At 28.4% G+C, this 19664-nt stretch carries 16 protein-coding genes; 2 read left to right on the top strand and 14 right to left on the bottom strand.

Going from position 1 to position 19664, the window contains the following annotated elements:
• Nucleotides 1–2: 2 nt before the first annotated feature.
• The 7 genes from lysS to SERIO_RS00160 all read right to left on the bottom strand — a co-directional run bounded on the left by lysS (nt 3) and on the right by SERIO_RS00160 (nt 10189).
• Entirely contained in the window at nt 3–1505 is a 1503-nt protein-coding gene (lysS, locus tag SERIO_RS00190; RefSeq protein ID WP_047790931.1) for a lysine--tRNA ligase, read from the bottom strand.
• A 23-nt stretch (nt 1506–1528) separates the two neighbouring features.
• On the bottom strand, nt 1529–2521 hold the full coding sequence (gene dusB, locus SERIO_RS00185; RefSeq protein ID WP_047790930.1) for a tRNA dihydrouridine synthase DusB: 993 nt from the start codon (nt 2519–2521) through the stop codon (nt 1529–1531).
• Between the two features lie 3 nt (nt 2522–2524).
• Nucleotides 2525–2854 (bottom strand): DUF1904 family protein, encoded by a 330-nt coding sequence (locus tag SERIO_RS00180; RefSeq protein WP_047790929.1) that lies wholly within the window; start codon nt 2852–2854, stop codon nt 2525–2527.
• A 103-nt stretch (nt 2855–2957) separates the two neighbouring features.
• Entirely contained in the window at nt 2958–3893 is a 936-nt protein-coding gene (locus tag SERIO_RS00175) for a lipoprotein (RefSeq protein WP_047790928.1), read from the bottom strand.
• A gap of 184 nt (nt 3894–4077) precedes the next feature.
• Entirely contained in the window at nt 4078–8085 is a 4008-nt protein-coding gene (locus SERIO_RS00170) for an ABC transporter permease (protein ID WP_047790927.1), read from the bottom strand.
• 50 nt (nt 8086–8135) lie between these two features.
• The gene (locus tag SERIO_RS00165; protein WP_047790926.1) at nt 8136–8975 is read right to left on the bottom strand and encodes a hypothetical protein; all 840 of its coding nucleotides are present in this window, start codon (nt 8973–8975) and stop codon (nt 8136–8138) included.
• Nucleotides 8976–9157: 182 nt separating this feature from the next.
• Nucleotides 9158–10189 (bottom strand): nicotinate phosphoribosyltransferase, encoded by a 1032-nt coding sequence (locus tag SERIO_RS00160; protein ID WP_047790925.1) that lies wholly within the window; start codon nt 10187–10189, stop codon nt 9158–9160.
• Nucleotides 10190–10343: 154 nt separating this feature from the next.
• On the opposite strand from SERIO_RS00160, the gene SERIO_RS00155 reads away from it, so the two are divergent.
• The gene (locus SERIO_RS00155; protein WP_053040789.1) at nt 10344–11402 is read left to right on the top strand and encodes an SLAC1 family transporter; all 1059 of its coding nucleotides are present in this window, start codon (nt 10344–10346) and stop codon (nt 11400–11402) included.
• Between the two features lie 79 nt (nt 11403–11481).
• On the opposite strand, the gene SERIO_RS00150 is transcribed toward SERIO_RS00155, so the two are convergent.
• From SERIO_RS00150 to SERIO_RS00130, 6 genes are all read right to left on the bottom strand, one after another.
• Complete coding sequence (locus SERIO_RS00150; protein WP_236682149.1) at nt 11482–14265, bottom strand: ABC transporter permease; 2784 nt, start codon at nt 14263–14265, stop codon at nt 11482–11484.
• A 348-nt stretch (nt 14266–14613) separates the two neighbouring features.
• Nucleotides 14614–14820, bottom strand: coding sequence for a hypothetical protein (locus SERIO_RS06670; RefSeq protein WP_236682148.1), 207 nt, complete (start codon nt 14818–14820; stop codon nt 14614–14616).
• A 74-nt stretch (nt 14821–14894) separates the two neighbouring features.
• Nucleotides 14895–15425 carry a hypothetical protein gene (locus SERIO_RS00145; protein ID WP_148553392.1) on the bottom strand — a complete coding sequence of 177 codons (531 nt, stop codon included), beginning with the start codon at nt 15423–15425 and terminating at the stop codon, nt 14895–14897.
• 62 nt (nt 15426–15487) lie between these two features.
• Nucleotides 15488–15781: a hypothetical protein gene (locus SERIO_RS00140; protein WP_148553390.1), complete on the bottom strand. Its 294-nt coding sequence runs from the start codon at nt 15779–15781 to the stop codon at nt 15488–15490.
• Nucleotides 15782–15888: 107 nt separating this feature from the next.
• Complete coding sequence (locus SERIO_RS00135; protein WP_047790921.1) at nt 15889–16815, bottom strand: ABC transporter ATP-binding protein; 927 nt, start codon at nt 16813–16815, stop codon at nt 15889–15891.
• A 167-nt stretch (nt 16816–16982) separates the two neighbouring features.
• Entirely contained in the window at nt 16983–18056 is a 1074-nt protein-coding gene (locus SERIO_RS00130) for a hypothetical protein (protein WP_047790920.1), read from the bottom strand.
• A 135-nt stretch (nt 18057–18191) separates the two neighbouring features.
• On the opposite strand from SERIO_RS00130, the gene SERIO_RS06475 reads away from it, so the two are divergent.
• The gene (locus SERIO_RS06475) at nt 18192–18530 is read left to right on the top strand and encodes a hypothetical protein (protein ID WP_148553388.1); all 339 of its coding nucleotides are present in this window, start codon (nt 18192–18194) and stop codon (nt 18528–18530) included.
• Nucleotides 18531–18769: 239 nt separating this feature from the next.
• Here the strand turns inward: SERIO_RS06475 and SERIO_RS00115 are convergent, their stop codons facing one another.
• Nucleotides 18770–19633 carry an Hsp33 family molecular chaperone HslO gene (locus SERIO_RS00115; RefSeq protein WP_047790917.1) on the bottom strand — a complete coding sequence of 288 codons (864 nt, stop codon included), beginning with the start codon at nt 19631–19633 and terminating at the stop codon, nt 18770–18772.
• Nucleotides 19634–19664: the final 31 nt, after the last annotated feature.

Genomic DNA, 19664 nt, shown 5'->3' with positions numbered 1-19664 from the left:
ACCTATTTCCCTCGTGGACGCATATGGGGGAATAATAAAACATCTTTAATTGAATCTTGTCCCGTTAATAACATTACTAACCGGTCAATACCAATTCCTAATCCTCCCGTTGGTGGCAGTCCGTATTCTAATGCTTCAATAAAATCAATATCCATTTCGTGAGCTTCATCATTTCCATTGTCCCGTTCTGCCAACTGACTCTCAAAACGATTATATTGTTCAATTGGATTGTTTAACTCTGAATACGCATTTGCATATTCGCGACCATTAATAAATAATTCAAACCGGTCAGTAAATCGCGGATAACTAGCGTTTGCTTTTGCTAACGGTGATACTTCAACAGGATGACCATAAATAAATGTTGGTTGGACTAAAATTGGTTCAACAAATTCTTCAAAAAATAAGTTAATAATATGTCCAACACTAGTATGGAATTTTTCAACATGAATGTTTTTTTCCTGAGCTAGTTTTTTAGCTTCGGCAAATGACATTTTTTGTCAAAAATCAACTCCACTTGTTTCTTTAATTGCATCAACAATATGTCAACGTTTTCAAGGTTGTTTAAATGAAATTAATTGACCACCATATTCCGTTTCATCAGCATTCAAAATATTTTTGGCAATATAACAAATTGTATTTTCAGTTAAATCCATTAAGAAATTCATGTCTTGATAAGCAATATAAATTTCAACCGTTGTAAATTCGGGATTATGTCTTTTGTCCATTCCTTCATTCCGGAATAATCGCCCAATTTCATAAACTCCTTCAAACCCTCCAACAATTAATCTTTTCAATGGTAACTCTGTAGCTACTCGTAAATAAAATTCCATATCTAAAGTATTATGGTGGGTAATAAATGGCTTAGCAGCAGCCCCGCCGTGAATTACTTGTAGAACAGGAGTTTCAACTTCTAAATAACCTTTGTTATTAAAATATTCACGCATCAAGGAAATAATCCGACTTCTTTTAATAAACACATCTTTTGTTTCTGGTGACATAATTAAATCTACATAACGACGACGATATTTTTCTTCAATATCACTCATTCCATAATATTTATCTGGCAACGGTTTTAACGATTTGCTTAATAAATGATATGTTTTTACCCGCACAGTTAACTCACCAGTTTTAGTTTTCATCATTGTTCCCGTTACTCCAATAATGTCACCTAAATCTAAGTCAATAAATTCTTGATATTTTTCTTCCCCAATCGCATCACTTCGAACATAAATCTGAAAAGTGCCATTTTGATCTTGCAAGGTCGCAAAAGTTGCTTTTCCGGCTTCACGAAACATTCTAATTCTTCCGGCAATGCTAATTAAAGCCGGAACATCCATTGTTTCTAGTTGCTCTTTAGTATAATTATTGAACTCAGCATACAATTCTTTGGTAGTATGTGTTCTTTCAAATTTGGCAATGACAAAAGGATTTTCACCTTTGGCAATTAATTTATCTAATTTAGCGCGTCTAATTTTCTCTTGCTCACTAAAATTTCTATTATCCATCTTTTTTCTCCATTTCTTAATAATTATTTACTCATATTATAAGAATTATTATAATACTCAATATAGTCATTTACAACATTATCTAAATCAATTCTTGATTCAATCCGCGTTGCTCGTGCTTTATAATCTGTCGCATTTGGTTTTCCTTTAAAATAAAAAGCTAAGTTTTTACGCATTTCACTAATTGCAATTCTTTCACCTTTTAAAGCAATTAATAAATCAGCATGACGAAAAATTACTCGTTTTCATTCTGCAATACTTGGTGAGGTTAATTTTTCACCGGTTGCTAAATAGTGGTTAATTTCTTGAAAAAATCATGGGTTTCCTTGCACCCCCCGGGCAATCATCACCGCATCACATCCAGTTTCATCTAACATCCGTTTGGCATCTTCGACTGTAAAAATATCACCATTTCCAATCACTGGAATTTTGACGGCTGTCTTGACTTTCTTGATTCAACTTCAATCAGCTTTCCCACTATAAAATTGATTACGTGTGCGAGCATGTACTGCAATTGCTTGGGCTCCCGCTTTTTCAATTAACTTGGCAACTTCTACACAGTTAATATTTTCTTCATCTCATCCTAACCGAATCTTTACCGTCACTGGTTTTGAAACAGCTTCTACAACACCTTTCACCACTTCATAAATTCGTTCCGGATGTTTTAAAAGCGCGGCTCCCGCTTGTGATTTAATTGCGATTTTTGGAGCTGGGCAACCCATATTAATATCAATAATATCACAGTCACTATGTTCATCAACATATTTAGCCGCCATAACAAAGGTTTCTAAATCAGTGCCAAAAATTTGCATTGAAATAGGATGTTCAAGAGGATTAACTTTAATCATTTCAATTGTTTTTTGGTTTTTTTGGACAATTGCTTTATCACTAACCATTTCCGCATAAACTAATCCAGCTCCTAATTCATGTGAAATAATTCGAAAAGCTTCATTAGTTACTCCAGCCATTGGTGCTAAAATTGTTTTTGTCTGCAGTTTAATTTTTCCAATTTGCATTTTTTATCGGCGTTCTCCATTAACATAATAAAAATTATCAATTTCACGAAAAATAACATCAATTTGTTGATGAGTTCTGATTTTAAAATATTGATAAATTAGTTCAGCAACTTCATTTTGAATTCCTTTTCGTGATTTTCACTCGACTGTGACAATAATTTTTGGCGGTGTTTGGTCCTCATTTTCATTCGCAGTAACCCAGAGACTAGTATCGTGTCAAACTGAAACCCGACTAGCATCACAGTTAGCTAATTCAGCAATTTTATTAACCATATCTCTTTTAAATTCAATTGTTCATTCTGGCTTAGCCCCTTTAATTGTAATAATTGGCATTAAATCATCTCATTTCTTCTTAATTGTTATTTTTTCAACCTTAATTATCTTAATCAAAAAAAATAGTTTATTCAATCACTTGTTTAAACTATTTTTAAATATTTTATTTATCCAAAACTAGATATGCAGTTTGGGAACCCGTTGACCAAATATTATTTTTAGGTTCCACTTGAACACTAACTTGATAGTTTAAAGTTATTAAATATTTATTTATCTTATTAATAAAATCAACTTGTAAAGATTGGAGTTTTATTTCATTAATATTTCAAGTTGAATTATCAATTGTAATATTATTAATTTTAAAATTATTTGTTAATTGTTTATTAAAAATATCAAAAACCTTTTGGTTTGTAACACCATTTTGATATTTTAAAATTTGTTCAATATCATCTTTGCTTAAATTACCATGATTTAATTGATAAATATAAGGCGTTAATCCCGCAATCTGATCTGCTAACTGTTGGGGATTTGCTTCCATCCCAGTTAGTTTTACTTTAAATGTAACTTTTTTTAATTCTAAATCAACATGTTGGTGATAAGTTTCTTGATCATAAATGCCAAAGAAACCATCTAAGTTATAAACTTCATTAAAATTAATTCCTAATCCACTTTCAGCTTTATCAGTAATTGTGTTTAAATCTAAATAAAATTTATTCCAATCAGCTGTTTGGGGGTGGTCCGTAATTAAAGAAATTCTCTCTTGGTCAATTGTTGATTTGGTATAAAAAAATATTTTTGAACTAATAGTTGATAAGTCAAAATGATCAGAAATTACTGCTTTAAATTTTTGACCTAAAGCTGCTAACATTCAACTTCAATTTAATTCTAATTTATTTTTTTGGTTCTTGCCATTGAAAATACTGTTGCCATTTAATTCTCATTGATAATTAGCAATAAAACCATCCCAATTTTCTTTTGTTAATGCTAATTTTGAATTGGGAGTTTCTTTCTCAGATTGATTATTATCACAAGCAACTAAATTAAACGTTGCTGTAGTTGATAATCCAATTATTCCTAATATTGATAACAACTTTTTCATTTATTTCCGCTTCCTTCCAAACTCTAGTGATAATATTTTGCTTGGTTCTATTAATAAATGATAATTTTAATTAATATTAGTTGCTAAGTAGAATTATCTTAACATAAGAACCCAAGGAAAAATATCATTTGGAAAAATTACTTTTTTCAAAATTATGAAATAATAATTAATTATGAACTTCTTGTTAATCACTAACTTTTAATGCATAAATTGGGTTAATTTTTTGCATTGAATATCAGCCAATAATAAAGGTAATAATATAAATTCCAAAAACAATTAGCATTACTAATGGTACTAACCATCATGCAAAGAATAGTGGTAAAACTCATGTTGAATGATAAGCCAGATAATTAATAACTGCTTGAATAATATATCACCCTAATGGAAACCCAATAATAAACATAATGGCAATGATTGGTAAATACATCCCAATAACAATATTGGTAATTTGCATGTCACTATAACCTAAAACCTTCATTGTGGCAATTGTTTTACGATTTTCATAAATAACTAAATTACTTGTTAATAAGATAATAACAAAGGAAATAACTAATGATAAAACGGCAAAGGCAATTAAAATCATATTAATAATTGCTGAGATTTGACTTAGTAATTGCTGATGAACATATAATGGTAAAACATTTGCCGTGCTTCCTTCTCCGTTAACTGAATAGCGTAAGCCATTATATTCGCCACCATTTAATCCAACAGTAGTATAATCTCCATACACAGAAGTAACGGTGTAGGAATTAGTAATATCAGCAACATTATCTTCTTGAGATAATTTCAAATTAAAAATCGGAAATTCATGATTAAAAATTTTAAAAATTTTTGCTGCATTTAAATCAATTTTACTTAAACTAACTAGTTCATTTAATGTTTTTGGTAGCTTTGTAAAATCAATAAAATCCTTAATTGTTTGATTAGTTTTATTAAATCATTCATTGTAAAAAATTTCATATAACTTTGTTTGGGTTTTATCATAACCCAATAATTTATCAGCAGCAGTTTTGCTAATATAAGCACGAGGATCTCCATAACCATCATAAATTCCAGCTACCTTAAAATTATAAGTTTGTTCATCATTAATTTGGGTGACATTCCCATTTTGCACTTGGTTAGTAAAGGCCGAAGGGCCACCAATATTAAAGAAAGCTGGTTGTCCCTTTAAATTTGGAATTGAATCAAATTGAGTATTTCCTAATGCTAAAGAAACATTTGTTTCATTGGCATTCGCATTCGCAATATTTGAAAAATTAATATCATCTAAGACTAACTTTTGAAATTTCCCCTGGTCATTTTTATATTCAATAATTCGCCCATTTGTTGACATTTTAATCATATCTCCCACGCGTAAGTTTAGTTGTTTAGCTACTGTTTGATTAATCACAGTATTAATTGGCGTTGTGGTTAAATCCGTTGGAGTTGTTAAAAGATAATTTAGGGGATAACCATTTACATCATCTAACTGCATATAGGAAGGACGGTGCAGTTCTTGCTCACTTTGTAAACCATACACTGTAATTTTATAAGAAGAATTATTAAAACGTTGATCAGTTGTTCCACGAAAATATGTTCCTACCTCTTCTCGACTAGGATCAAAGGGAACTGTATTAAAAGAAAGGTTAAATTCTGCATCTTTTTTTTGAAAAGCATTGGCAATTTGTTGTTTAATAAAATATGGTGCTTGACTATAAGTCCCCTGGGCAACGGCTTGGCCAATACTTCCATAAAAAATTGTCATAAACCATGCTAAAACTTTGTTTGACCATAAAACTTGTTCATTTGGAGATAAATTACTCCATGAATGGTTAATAATAACCTCTTCATTTTCTAGATGAAAATAATGTTTATTATCCCGGGGATTTTTTTCAAATAATTCCGGTGAAGTTAATTCTTGAATAAAACCAGTATTATCTAATAAGGCTTTGCTTACGCTCTCTCTATTAGTGTTTAATTCTTCTTTGATATATTCAGCAATTTGGTTATAATCAATATCTTTTGGACTAGTACCTGCTGTATTTGGTAATCGAAATTTATACCGAACATGCATTGTGATTGTTGAGCGGTATGTACGATAGAAGGTTCTTAACACTTCATAGTTTTCTTTGGTGTAAAAACTCGCAGGGTCGGCTTGCATAATAAAATTATATAATTTCAATCCATCTGGCCAGGCTGATCCAATAATAAAGGCTCCTAATGAAGGTTCATAAAAAGTTGTCCGGTCTAATCCATCTAAAGAACTCTTTGTAAACGATTTCCAACCTAAATAAGATAATTGATTCATTCCTAATGTTGTAATTGCATCACTAGCATTGGGGTCCAAAGCTGTTGGGGCATAATATTCTTGGTTAATCTTATTTTCCAAGATCCCAGCTAAAATTTCTTTCGTTTTATCATCACCATAACGGTCAGGATGATAATAATCAAAACCGCCCCCTGATGAAGTAGTATAATTTCATTTTGGTAAATGGGGATTATATGTTCGAAACATACTCATTGGCATATTAGCTGCCGGCATTGCATATTCAACAGCTGATTTATAATTCATTCCTGTGTAACTAACTTTTTGATTATCCGCCATAATTTTTGGTCCAATCACCGAAGTTGTCATTAATGTTGTTCCTAATAACATAGTGAAACCAACGGAAGTCATTTTCCCCATTGAGGAAGTGAACAATGACATTCGAAAACGATGGTAAAACCCAGCTTTATTAACTGATTTTTTCATTGCCCGTTTAACCGGTCCCATTTTAACAATTTGTTCAGATTTAATTAATTCAATTGGATTAAAACGAATAACAATTCCTGTAATAACCATCGAGATTAATCCTAAAAATCCAAATGTTAAAATTAAACAATAGATAAAAGATAAATAATCAATATAAAAACTACCAAAATTTAGGTTAAAATACTGGGCAAAAATATTAACAGTTGTGATTTGTAAAAAAGATGCTGGAATATAAACCAGTAAACAACCAATTAAAGAACCAACTAACGGAATTGTTAATGCTGTACTCATAATTTTTCAATTGGTATATCCCAACGCTTTGAGAATTCCAATCTGGACTTTAGCATTATCAATATTTTTTCTGGTAATTAAAGCAATTGTTATGCCTGAAATAAATAGTACAATTAATAATAGTAAAGTTAATAATGTTTGATAAGCATTAACTGTTGTCTTTAATAAACTAGTTCTTGCGGCAAATCGATAGCGATGGTCAAATACACTATAGACCAAGGGGTCACTTTTATTAGTAGTACTCAAATATGATTTTTTAATATCTGCTGACACTACCTCAAGATTCCGCGCATTATTATTAAAACTATTCCATTTTCCCACATAATAAATTTCCCGATCAGCGTTTGAACTAATCGTTAATTTTTCACTTGATTTATTATAAAGCCAATATCCTCCATTTGATAAATAACTATCATTAACATTTCATGATAAACCAAATTGACTAGGGTGAACATAAATAATTCCTTCCCGCTTTTTATTTGGTAACGGTGTTGTTTGGTCAATAATTGGTGTGGCAAAATCAGCAGAAATTCCAAAACCAGTAACATAAAACCAATTATAAGTATTGTTATTTTTAATTAAATCAGTTCCGCTTCCCACTAATAAAGTTTCGCCTTTATCATCTGGTTGAATTCTAATTACTGAACCAATTTTAATATTATTATTATCAGCAAACTCTTTATTAACAACCACTTGTTGACTAATATCTACTCCCGAGTGAATTAAGGTTAGGTCTTCACCAATATTACTTCCCATAATTATTACTAATTTATCAATTTTACTATAATAATTAACTGCTATTGTTTTTAAAATTCGGTTATGTTTATTATTTGATAATTCAAATGTTCGTGATTCAACCCGACTTCAAGAAAAACTATTATTAATATTCTTTGCAATATCATTAATAGTTGTTTGTTCTAGGTTTTCTGGTGTTTTTCCAGTTAAACTACCAATATAATTAGTATTATCTAAATCAAATATAAAATCATGTAAATTTGATTTTTCATTTAAAGTTTCATATTCATTGATAATTCGATTAGTAGTAACCCGCATTAATGTAAAAATTAATGAAGATAATAAGACTAATAAAATTAATCCAATAATTTGTGTTTTGTTTCTTCAAATTTGTTTAAATGAATTTTTGAATAATAAAAATGATTGTCTTCGCATTAAAAATCCTCCCTCTTTTATTATTTTTAAAATTCTTTAAACTTATTCAGTTAATACCCCACGTCAACCATTAGTTTCAGGATTATTTTTTTAAAACTTACTTTTCTAATTATTACTAAACTTTTTACAATTAAAAAAAGTTGTAAATTATTAATCAATAATTGTTCTTCATTAACTTGCTCCCCAAGTTCTTCAAAACTAATAACTAGTTTTTGATAATTAAGATAACAATCAAAATTTATAAAAGTGTTGATAATCGCCATTATTTCTGTTAAATAATTAAGAATAAAAATCTTAACTAAATAATTGTTAAAAAGTTTTTTATGGTTAACATTATTAATTAAATAAATCATCCAACTGACGATAATTTTTTTTAAAATTAATTGTTTATGATTTAAAAACTTAGCAATCGAAATAATAAAAATTACATAAGTAGCAAAGATAATTGTAGTTGAAAAAATATTTTTATTTCCCAGTTCAAATATTAGAATCATCTTTAAAAAAATTAAAATAATGATAAAGCCAACCAGACCCAAGGTTAAATGCCGAATTTTTTTAAAAATATTTAATTCCTTAAAAATCACACTACAACAAATAATAAATTGCATTAAACATAATAATGCAAATAAAAATTCACTACTTTGATCAAAATCACAAATTGTTAATAATTTAATACTACTTAGTTGGGTACATAAATATAATCCTAATTGATAACAAACAAGTTTTAACTTTAGTCCTTTGTTATTAATGAGCAAATAATTATTAAAAAAACGCCGATTTAAAAGAAACGATAATTTTAAAATAGTTAAAAAAATCGCTAATCTTAAAAACAATATAAAAATATTTTTGTAATCCATTAAAAAATTAAATGTTGAATCTACAACAAACATCCACGTTCCGTCCTCTACCTAAGTTATTATTTTAATTTATCTTTGGTAAATGCATTATATCAAAAATATTATTTCCAAGCAATTTTTAAAACTGGGTGTAACCTATTAGTTTAAAAAAATAAAATAAAAAGTATTTAAAAGTTACTAATATTATTAATACTTTCACTTTCAAACACTTCTTTTTACAATAAGTATTTTTGTAACCGGTCCGACTCAATGTTAGTTCGTCCAACTTTTGCTTGGGGATAATCATTTAGCATTACAGCATCACCTGTAAAATTTAAATTGATTTTACTTAGAATTTGACCAACCCCATAAAAATCTACAGGGACCTTTTCTGCTTCAAACTCGCAGATTTTTTCAACAGTAAAGTCAGAAGAAACTGTAATTTTAACTTTTTCAAAATGATGACGATCTAGTTCTTGTCGTAATGCTTTAATTAAATGTTTATTAACACCGTAAATGTTTTCCCCTTTAAATTGATCTTCTTTCCCAATAAAATATTTATCAATTAATTTTTTTGAAGTATCAACACGAACTGCATATAAGTTTGGAAAAGCACGTGCAGCTTGTAAACTATCGTTAATAACATCATTATTATAATCAACTAACGCTGTAATTTTTTCGTTAGGGAAACATCCCTTGTAAGCCGCTAATGTATCGATTAAATTACCATTGAAGGCTTGAATTAAAGAATGAGGCATTGTCCCTACTACTTTGACATTTGGGTCGTTAATTTTAGCAATCATTGCTGGAGTTACAAATTTTCTGATTCCTCCCACATAAGCGGCATACCCATCATTTTCTTGGTTAATTCAATTATCACTTCGGTCGTTCATATAAATAACTTCTTTTGTTTTGGCTGCTTGAATAACATTTGCACAGTTAGTAGCAATACTACTCTGACGAGCAAGAATCCCATCAATAATTCCTTCTAAATAGCCAAATTGGTAATAATGTCCTTTAATTTTTAAAACTGGTTCAAAACTATTAACAATATCACCATCTTTTAAAGCATAAATTTCTAAACTTTGAGGGTCCTGGGCGTTATTACGCAAAAGTTGTAAACATTCATCAATGCCCGCTAAAGTTACACCATTATCTCATTGAAAAAACTGCATCGTAATAAAATCTCTCTTCCGGTATTGTTCTAAAATCTTGCAAGTTTTTTCAACATAAATCGCATCATAGTTTCTATTAAAAGATTTGCACATATAAAAACCTCCTAAAATACTAAATATCTTTAGTATCCTTTCTTTATAACGAACAATAATAATATTGTCAATATTTTCAAGGTTTTTTTTGAAAACACTTGACTTCCTCGTCCAAGTGCTAAAATTATGGTGTATTTATTAGGAGGTGAAAACTATGAAAAAATTTTTTGCGGTACTACCCTTTGAATTAGCACCAATGGCTCTGGGAATTTTAGTAATTGGTAATGGTTGAAATATGTTTACAAGTAATCATGGTTTTCATTTTAGTGCTGAATGATTATCATATGTGACTTTTAGTATTGCAATTGTCTTTATTTTATTGATAATTATTAAACTATTGGTAAACTTTGAAAAAACTCATTATGAATTTATTAAAAAACCGGATAAATTATGACAATTAACTTTTTTACCAATGGGGATTAATGCTATTGGGCGTTTTATTTTAACAAAACAAAGTCTAACTTCTTTAACAGTAGGTTGAATTTATCAAATAGGGATAATAATTTATTTTTTAGGATTTTTATTAGCAGTTGCTTTTTGAATTTTTTGAGTCTATCAACATTTGTCGTTTTTTAAATTAAAATTCACCAATCCATGTTGATTACTTCCTACCATCGGTTTAATTACTTGTAATATTATTGACATTAAATATCTTGGTAAAAGTTATCTACACTTTGTTCAAATTTTGTGATACATTGTTTTAATTTTATTTATTTTTTTAGTTCTATTCATTTGATTAGGATATTTATTTTTTAACCGTCACAAAGAATTTTTAGCTTCATTTTTAATTCTCTTGATCACATTAAATGTAATTTTATTACTAACTTATAATTATAATTTTGCTGCAATTGAAAAAAATCAAGACTCCAATATTATAATTTTAATAATTGGAAACATTCCCTTAGTTGCTAGTTTCTTATTTTATGTTTTAATTTTAAAAACATTATTAGAAAAAAAGTTTAATATTATTTTGGTATCTTATATATTTCCGTTAGCAATTTCGGCAGTAGGAAAAAATATGTATGGTGAATATCTGGCAAATATCATTAACAATCCTGCGCAACAAGAAATTTTAATTATTTCGTTTCGTTGTTGAGCAATCATTGAACTTTTTATTGCTTCAATAATATTTATTTATACATTTGGTAATTTATGTGGTAAGTTATTTAAAACAAAAATACTAAATCCGCATCCAAGCAAATCATTAACTTAATTTTAGCCTTTCATAAAAAACATCGCCAATAAATTTAACTTTTTTATAATTTGTAAATTTATTTTAGATGTTTTTAAAATTATTCAGTAATCTGAGTTACTTTTCGTCTTTTGATAGTATTCATTGCTACTAACCAAGAAGTTCCTAAAATTACTATAATAACTGCTAAAGCAATTAATGGTCCTTGGTAGTCAATTGGAATATCAATTACTATTTTAAATAATGAATACAATAATAATCCCATTCCTTGTCATGCTAACATTGATGCTAACCATGACACAATAAAAGTAATAACTATTGCAATAACATAACTACCCATAATTGCAAAATTGATTTGACTATTCTTATATCCAATTGCTTTCATTGTTAAAATAATTGGCATTACTTCATCAATAATAACCATTACTACGACAGCTAATAAAATTAGAACAATTAAAGCGGTTAAAACTTCAAACAAGATCATTGAATTATTCTGTTTATCAAGCATATCATCAATTGAAGATTTTAAAATATTTAATGGTAACATTGAGAAATCAGAAGTTGCACTAACTAAGGTTGCACTAACAGCTTGCGTTTGTAAATTAGTTAATGCTTCTAGGAGAGTTTGGCCAGGACTGGCCGCAATTGATAAATTATTACCAATAAATTTTAATTTAGAAATTGAATTTGCCATATCATTTAAATCAATTTTTCCTTCATATAAATGTTGTTGGGAATAAAGACCACTATAAATATTTTTACTTGGATCATTCGGGTCAATTGTATTAGTGGCAAACAGATTATTAATTAAATTATGATAACCAGTATAAATGTTTGCACCAATTGTATCATTTTTAATAATTCCTTCAACTTTAACATTTACCCCAATCTTATTTGGAGTTGCTGATTTAACTTTAATGGTGTCACCAATTTTGTATTTACCATCTTTTGCTAATTTAATTGAAATTATTCCGGGAATAGTATTATCACTACTACTATAGTCAGCAAATATTTTTGTTATTTGTTCATTGTTAATTCCTTTTCAACTAAAAGCAGAAGTATATAATCCTCCTATTTTTTGATCATTTGATAGTCCAATAATTTGCATATTATTTTCATCTAAATTACCATCCGGAACAACGGGCAATCCATAAACTGTAGTTTCATTTGTAGGATTATATCATAATTCATTAAATGTAACAATTGTATTGGCATTTGCTCCCATCATTAGTGAGTTTAGCATTAATGATGAAAACGCACTATATTGACTTGGATTAATAGCACCACTCTTACCAAAACTATTATTTTGGGTTGCTAAAAAGATTGTTTGTAAATCACGTAAATATAAATGTTGATTCACACTACCGTTAACAACTTGGTACTTATTAAATAAATCAAAATATTGATCTTTTGCATCTGGAGCAGTTGGATCAATCTTAATAACATCCTGGTGAAATAAATCAGCACTATTATTATTAAAATTAATATCTTCAACATTTTGATAAGTTTGATATTTAAAATCTAACTTTTGATAAAAATCATCCACAACTGTTAACTTTCCTTTATTATTACTATTAGTTTTCGGAAAATTCCGAAAAGTTTCTTGGTGGTCAAGGTTGGGATTTAAATTATTAAACATTCCACTAACAATTGATTTTCCAACGCCGACTGCTCCTAACATTAGAATTAAAATAAATGAAGAATAGAAGAATAAAATAATTACTAAAGCAAATTTTCCTTTGTTCCGAGCCGTAAATGCCATCTGTAATCTTCAGGTAAATGCTTTACCACGCTTAGCAAGTGAACGGTACACTAAACCAGTGCGAACTTTTTTGGTTGCTTTTGCTCCGTTATTAACTAATGATAAAACTGGTTCTTTAATATACAAGAAAGTTGAAATATAAGAGGCAACTGTAAAGATTAACGGAATTACAATGAAGAGGATAACCATAAACCCGGCTGCATAGTAATCCTGGTTATAAGCAAAAGTTACGGTTTTTTCAAATTGACCATACATATAAATTTGTAATGGAATTGAAATTAAATAACCACAAATAACTCCTAATAAAATAGTGATCAAAGTCTTGACCGTAAATATTCATGATAATTCACTTGTTCGATAACCGAGAGCTTTAAAAATACCTAACTGCTTTCTTGTTTTATTCATTTCTTTTTTCATTACGAAACTAATAAAAACAAAAGCTAAGATAATCATTACCACCCCCAAAATTGTGTAGATGGTAACCATCATATTCATCGAGTTAATTGAACTAACTGGCTTTAGATTTCCAAAACTAGTGAAAACTGCTGTTCCCATATCATAAATTGTTTTATCTTGATCATTAGTAGCACTAAACACATTTTTTAAGGTTTGATAATCACTACCATTCATAAAATTTACTCGTTGGTCAATATGAAACTTGAAACTATTTGATTTATTGGGTTGTTGTCATGCTTTGCTATATAGTTCTTGCAGAATATTTTTGTTAACAAAAACTGCCGCATATTTCTTGGCATCGCCAGTCATTGAAAAATCACTAGATTGGGATAAAGTATCAATTTTAGTTCCGTACCCGCTAATAGTTGGTTGGTTTAATTCCGGAATAATTGTTCCTAAAATTCCAAAATCTAACGCAGAACCAATTTGATAATTGTTATCTTTGGCAAATTTATCAGTAATAACAATTTTATTATTTTTTAAATCATTTACTCCTTGCGTAATAATTAAATTATCAATTCAAGTTTTCGTGATGGGATTAATATTTTCCGTTCCGTTGGTAATATATAGGTAATAATCTGGAACGACATTGGTACTATTTTTAAAAACTTCGTAATAAAATGTTAAATCATATGAAAAAGCAAATTTATCTTGATGCTTTAACATTACTTTGCTATTAACATAATAACTAGCATCATTATAATAGTTTTTAAGTTCATCTTTAAAAGTTGGGTTAAAAAATTGACTAGCTAAGATTGGCTGACCACCAGCATTGGTAAAACTTGTTGGGCTTTCAGTGTAATTAAAATAAGTACTTAATAATAATTTTAAATCTTGTCCCCATGCTAACTGGGCATCAGGATTTGTCCGCGGATCACCATCTTTACTTAATAAAGTATCATAACCGGTTTGGCTTAAAATTCCATAATTATTTGGATCAGATCCCTTATCAATAATGGGACTAATCCCATATTCAGTTGAATCATCAACAAAATATTCATAAGTAAAATTATTTTAAAATTGCATTGGCTTACTTATTAAACTATAATTTCATTCATTTGATTGTGCTTTTATTTGATTATTTTTTCCCATTAATTGTAAGGGCGAGGCTAACATTCCGATAATAGCCATTGAAATAATTGTAACAAATAAAATTAAACCAATTGTTTCAATTCATTGTTTTAAATAAGTTCGCAAATAACTTTTCAAAACTTTGCGCATATTAAAACTCCTTTTATTTAATTAAAATATTTTTTGTTTCGTTCTTAATAATTTTTTAAAGTTTAGAAAGTTACTTAGTTATTTAAACTCTGTTTTCAACCATTAATAAAAATTTTTAATGCTTTAATTGAAAAAGTCATTTTTGCTTTATCATCATAATTATCATAGTCAACAGCTAGGGTTGGATCTTCTGCCATCGTTTTATAATTTTTAATTAATCTTAAATTTTTAAAATATGAAAATAACAATTCAAAAGTATAAATTGTTTTTAACAAGGCTAATGTTTCTTGTTGTCATTTAATAATAAAGATTTCTAACCAATCTTTGCAATTGTTTTTTAATTTAATTAAATTTAATAAACGGCGAAGAAGAGTTAAAACTAATCCTTTTAATACTAAATAATTTAAGACTAATAAAAAGATATATAAATAACTTTTTAAGATATTTGAAAGGACACTTAATAAAATTAAAGTAGTTAGTTGGTTTAAAATTAAGCTAAAATGAATTAAAAATATTACGGGTGTTAAAACACTTATTAAAAATAAAATCATCGTAGTTTTTGCCATTTTGATTAACAAATCATTTTTACAAAATACTCCTAACATTAAGCAAATTCAACCTGGCAAAAATAAATATAAAATATACAAATATGAAATGTAATAAATGCTTATTTTAACATCATTAAAATTCTTATAATGAAAAAACTCATTAAAATATAAATTAAAATAAAAAAGAAGAAATTTAAATAAACAAAAAAGTGTTGATGATAATTAAATGATTTTTGGTAAACTAACCATTTTGTTTTTAAACTTAAAGTAACAATCGCTAATAAACAAAAAAGAGCAATGAACAAAGAATAGTTAAAAATTGCCAGCGGACTTGTAAATAATCCAAAATTATGATGATTATTTTCAGCAATTGCTTTTAAAAAAATTGGATTAGTTTCGCTCACCATTTTCATATCCCTTTCTTTATCCCTTATTAAACTCTATTATATCTTAAATAAACTAATTAAGTCAATTTAAATAAAAAAGATAAATTATTCCTAAATAATCTATCTTTTTTGAACTAAGATCAATCAATTTCACTTGGTTTTTTGGGATTAGCATTGTGTTTAATTTGGTCAATTAAACCATTTCGCACATGAATAACAGTATTTCCAATATCGGCAATATTTGGGTTATGGGTAACAATAATTACGGTTGTTTTATATTTTTTATTAACTTCCACTAAAATTTCTAACACTTTTCGTCCCATTTCTTCATCTAACGCCCCCGTTGGTTCGTCTCCGAAAAGAATGTCGGGATTTTTGGCTAAGGCTCTCGCAATTGAAACCCGTTGTTGTTGTCCCCCAGACATTTGGTGGGGATATTTGTTCATTTGTTCTTCCATTCCAATTGTTTTAAAGATATCATTAATTGTCATATCTTTATTTTTTGCCTTACTTAAGTTTTCCCCTACTTCAGCATTTTCTTTTGCTGTTAAGTTAGTTAATAAGTTATATTGTTGGAAAATGAATCCGACATTGTCACGACGGAATTTAGTTAAGTCAACATCTTTTAATAATGACAAGTTATAACCAATCACAAACACATCACCACTAGTTACTTTATCTAATCCAGAAATAATATTTAACAATGTTGTTTTCCCTGAACCAGAAGGTCCTAAGATAACAATAAAATCCCCTTTTTCTAGTTTTAGGTCAACTCCCTTTAAGACTGGTGTTTCTAATTCACCTGTTAGGTATGATTTTTTAACATCCACTAATTCAATAACGTATTTATCAGTATTTGGTTGTTCACCAGTAGTTGAAATAATTTCTCCTTTTAAAATTCGTTTTGAATATTGTTTAGTTTTTTTGCGTTGTTCTTTTAATTTTGCTTTAAATTCTTTTAACGCACTGTTATCATGTTTTTCTTTTTTTGCTTTAGCTGGTTTAGCAGCTTTGGGCGCTTCTGATTTTGGCTCAGTAACCTTATCTTTTTGCTCAGCCATTTTAATCCTCCTTTAAATTTAATATTGCTTAAATAAACACTTCTCCAGAGTGCCCTTTTTAAATATTAAATTTCGATATCTCTATGAATTTTGTAGTAGTTTATAAAAACTCCCACTCACACATAAATATCATACCAAAATTATTAGAAATAGCAACTTATCAATTTTTAGTTATTTTCATAATATCAAATTCCAGTTGCATTAGTAAAATAAATAGTATCATCTTTGTTAATAATATCATTAATATAATAACCCATATTTTTTAGATGCGGATAAAATGTTTCTTGCATAGTTTGTTCATTAGTAATCATATAAAAAATACTTTCGGAAGCAAAAAATAAATTATTTGCCCGGTCACTAACTAACGCATTAATTTCTCACCACTCATCACTGTGATAAATTTGCTTTTCCTGGTCTAATTTATATAAGGTTGTAAAATTATCTTTTAAAATTTCATAATAAACACTATTATTTGAAGTGACTAAGATCCTTCCCAGGTCACCATCAATTTCAATTAGTTTTTGGGTACTAATCCCATGGTTTTTTGATATATATAATTCATTTACTAAGCCAAAATAAACATTGTTATCAGGAGCAATTGCAATACTATTAACATTTGTTTTAATATCAGCAATTGCTTGGATAACTGTTGTTCCTGATTTTAAAACAAAGGCTTTGGGGCCATTATTATTAATAGAGGTTACTGGTGCTAAATAAACATTATTCATCTGATCAATTTTAATAATACTAATTGGGATCGATAATCCATTAATTTCTTTTACCTGCCAACTATCATGTTGTAAAAAATACGTTGTCCCGTAATTGCCAATAACAGATGCAGTTCCAAAATAAACATTATCATTCTGATCAAAACAAAATGATAAAATATCTAGTTCATTAACATTTTCAATATACTGAAAGATTGTGGTAGTTGCTGGTAATTTCCATAACCCCGCATTGTTACTTAAAACATACACATCATCTTGGTGATCAATTTTAATATCATTAATAATAATATTAGCTGGCAATCCCGACAGTTTAATTGGAGTAGTGGTTTTGTTAGCTAAAAAATAAAGGGTACTATAAGTCTCCGTTGTTTTTTTGATAGTAAAATACAAATTATGATGATTATCAACGACTAACTGATCATAGTCTCTTAATATTTGGGGGTTTAAAATTTGATTAATATTATCCTCAAATTTATTACTCTTATGAGAATTATTAGTTGAACAGGCCAACATTATACTGGTACTAATTACTGTTAATGTCCCCGATAATAAAAAATTTAAAAATTTTTCATTGGTGCCCCCTCTTTGTTATCTTATTAAATAAGTATACACCAAATTATTTTTATAAAATAAAAAAATATCATATAAATGATATTTTATTCCGCTCTTGTTGGTTGGGGTTGTTGTTCTCATTGATTAGGTTGTGGTTGAACGGGACCATATTTCCCAACTAAAATTAAAATTCCGCCAATTAATCCTGAAAAGATTAATGATACTACACCAGCGGCAATATTACTTTTTGCATGCCCTCTTAATACAAGTGAACATAAAATTATGGGTGCGATTTGAACACAGCAGAAAATAATTAAGAAAATTCCCATTCCAATTCCGGTTGATCTAACGATGTCAGGATCAATATCTGGTTGTGGTCCTGTATTAACAACTTTATCAGCAAATGTTGCCCCAGTAAAAAGACAATTGCACTAATAAATAAACCCAACATTGCTAGCCCTGAACAAACAAGCGAAACAATACACCCAGCCATACATAAACCATCTGGTTTTTTAATTTCCATCTTACCACCTTGTGGTGGATATCCTTGTGATGAATAATTTGAATTCATTTTGGCCTCCTTGGTATTTTTATAGATAAATATTATATATAATAATTTTACTATGCTAAGTTTTTTCATTATTATGATATTTCCAACATAAAAAATGTTTGTATTATGTTAAAAACATTTTTGCAACTTCTTCTGGTTTAATAATATATTTTGTGCGGCAAAAATCACACACAATTTCAACATCATTATTTTTTTCCACAATATCATGCAATTGTTCTTCACCTAATAACTTAATTGACATTAATGCTTTTTCACGAGAACAAGAACATTTAAAAATAAAGGTTTCTTCTGATAAAACTTTTGCTTCATCATCAATTAATTTATAAATATTATTAAGATCATTTTCTTTAATTAATTTTTCCGTAATGCTACCAAGATTTTCAACTTTTGCTTCTAAGTAATCAATGTCTTCTTCTTCATGATCAGGTAATAGTTGGGCAAATAATCCTGCTGCTTTATTAATAGTTCCATCATCATTTAATTTTACTGAACAAGCAATTACTGATTTTATTTGCTCACTTTTAACTAAATAATAAGTAAAGTCAAGGTTAATTTCTCCTGATACTAAATCAATTTGTCCTGTAAAAGGTTCTTTCATTCCTAAATCTTTAATTACTTGTAAATATCCATCAGTTCCCACTACTTGTGAAATAACATTTTTTTCTTTTTTAATTTTTGTTTCATCAAACTGGGGATTAGCACAAAATGCCCGGATATGATGATCAGTATATTCAGCCATAATAGTTCCAATTGGACCATTCCCATTAATAATCGTTGTAATTTTATTGTCTGGTCCTTTCATATCACTGCCAATTAAAATTGTCCCAATGGCAACTCGTGATAATGCAATCGTTGCTAATGGGTTAGTTTCCTGTAGTCTAATAATTTCATTTAAACTTTCTGTGGCATCAACAACTGTAATTTTGGTATGATGATTTTTACTAACAACTTTTATAATTTTATCCATTTAATTGTTCTCCTCTTTATATATAATTCTT

The sequence above is a fragment of the Spiroplasma eriocheiris genome, assembly GCF_001029265.1.
GTDB classification, from domain to species: domain Bacteria; phylum Bacillota_I; class Bacilli_A; order Mycoplasmatales; family Mycoplasmataceae; genus Spiroplasma; species Spiroplasma eriocheiris.
Note: the sequence above shows the minus strand (reverse complement) of the source record. Positions and strands in the feature narration are given on the sequence as shown.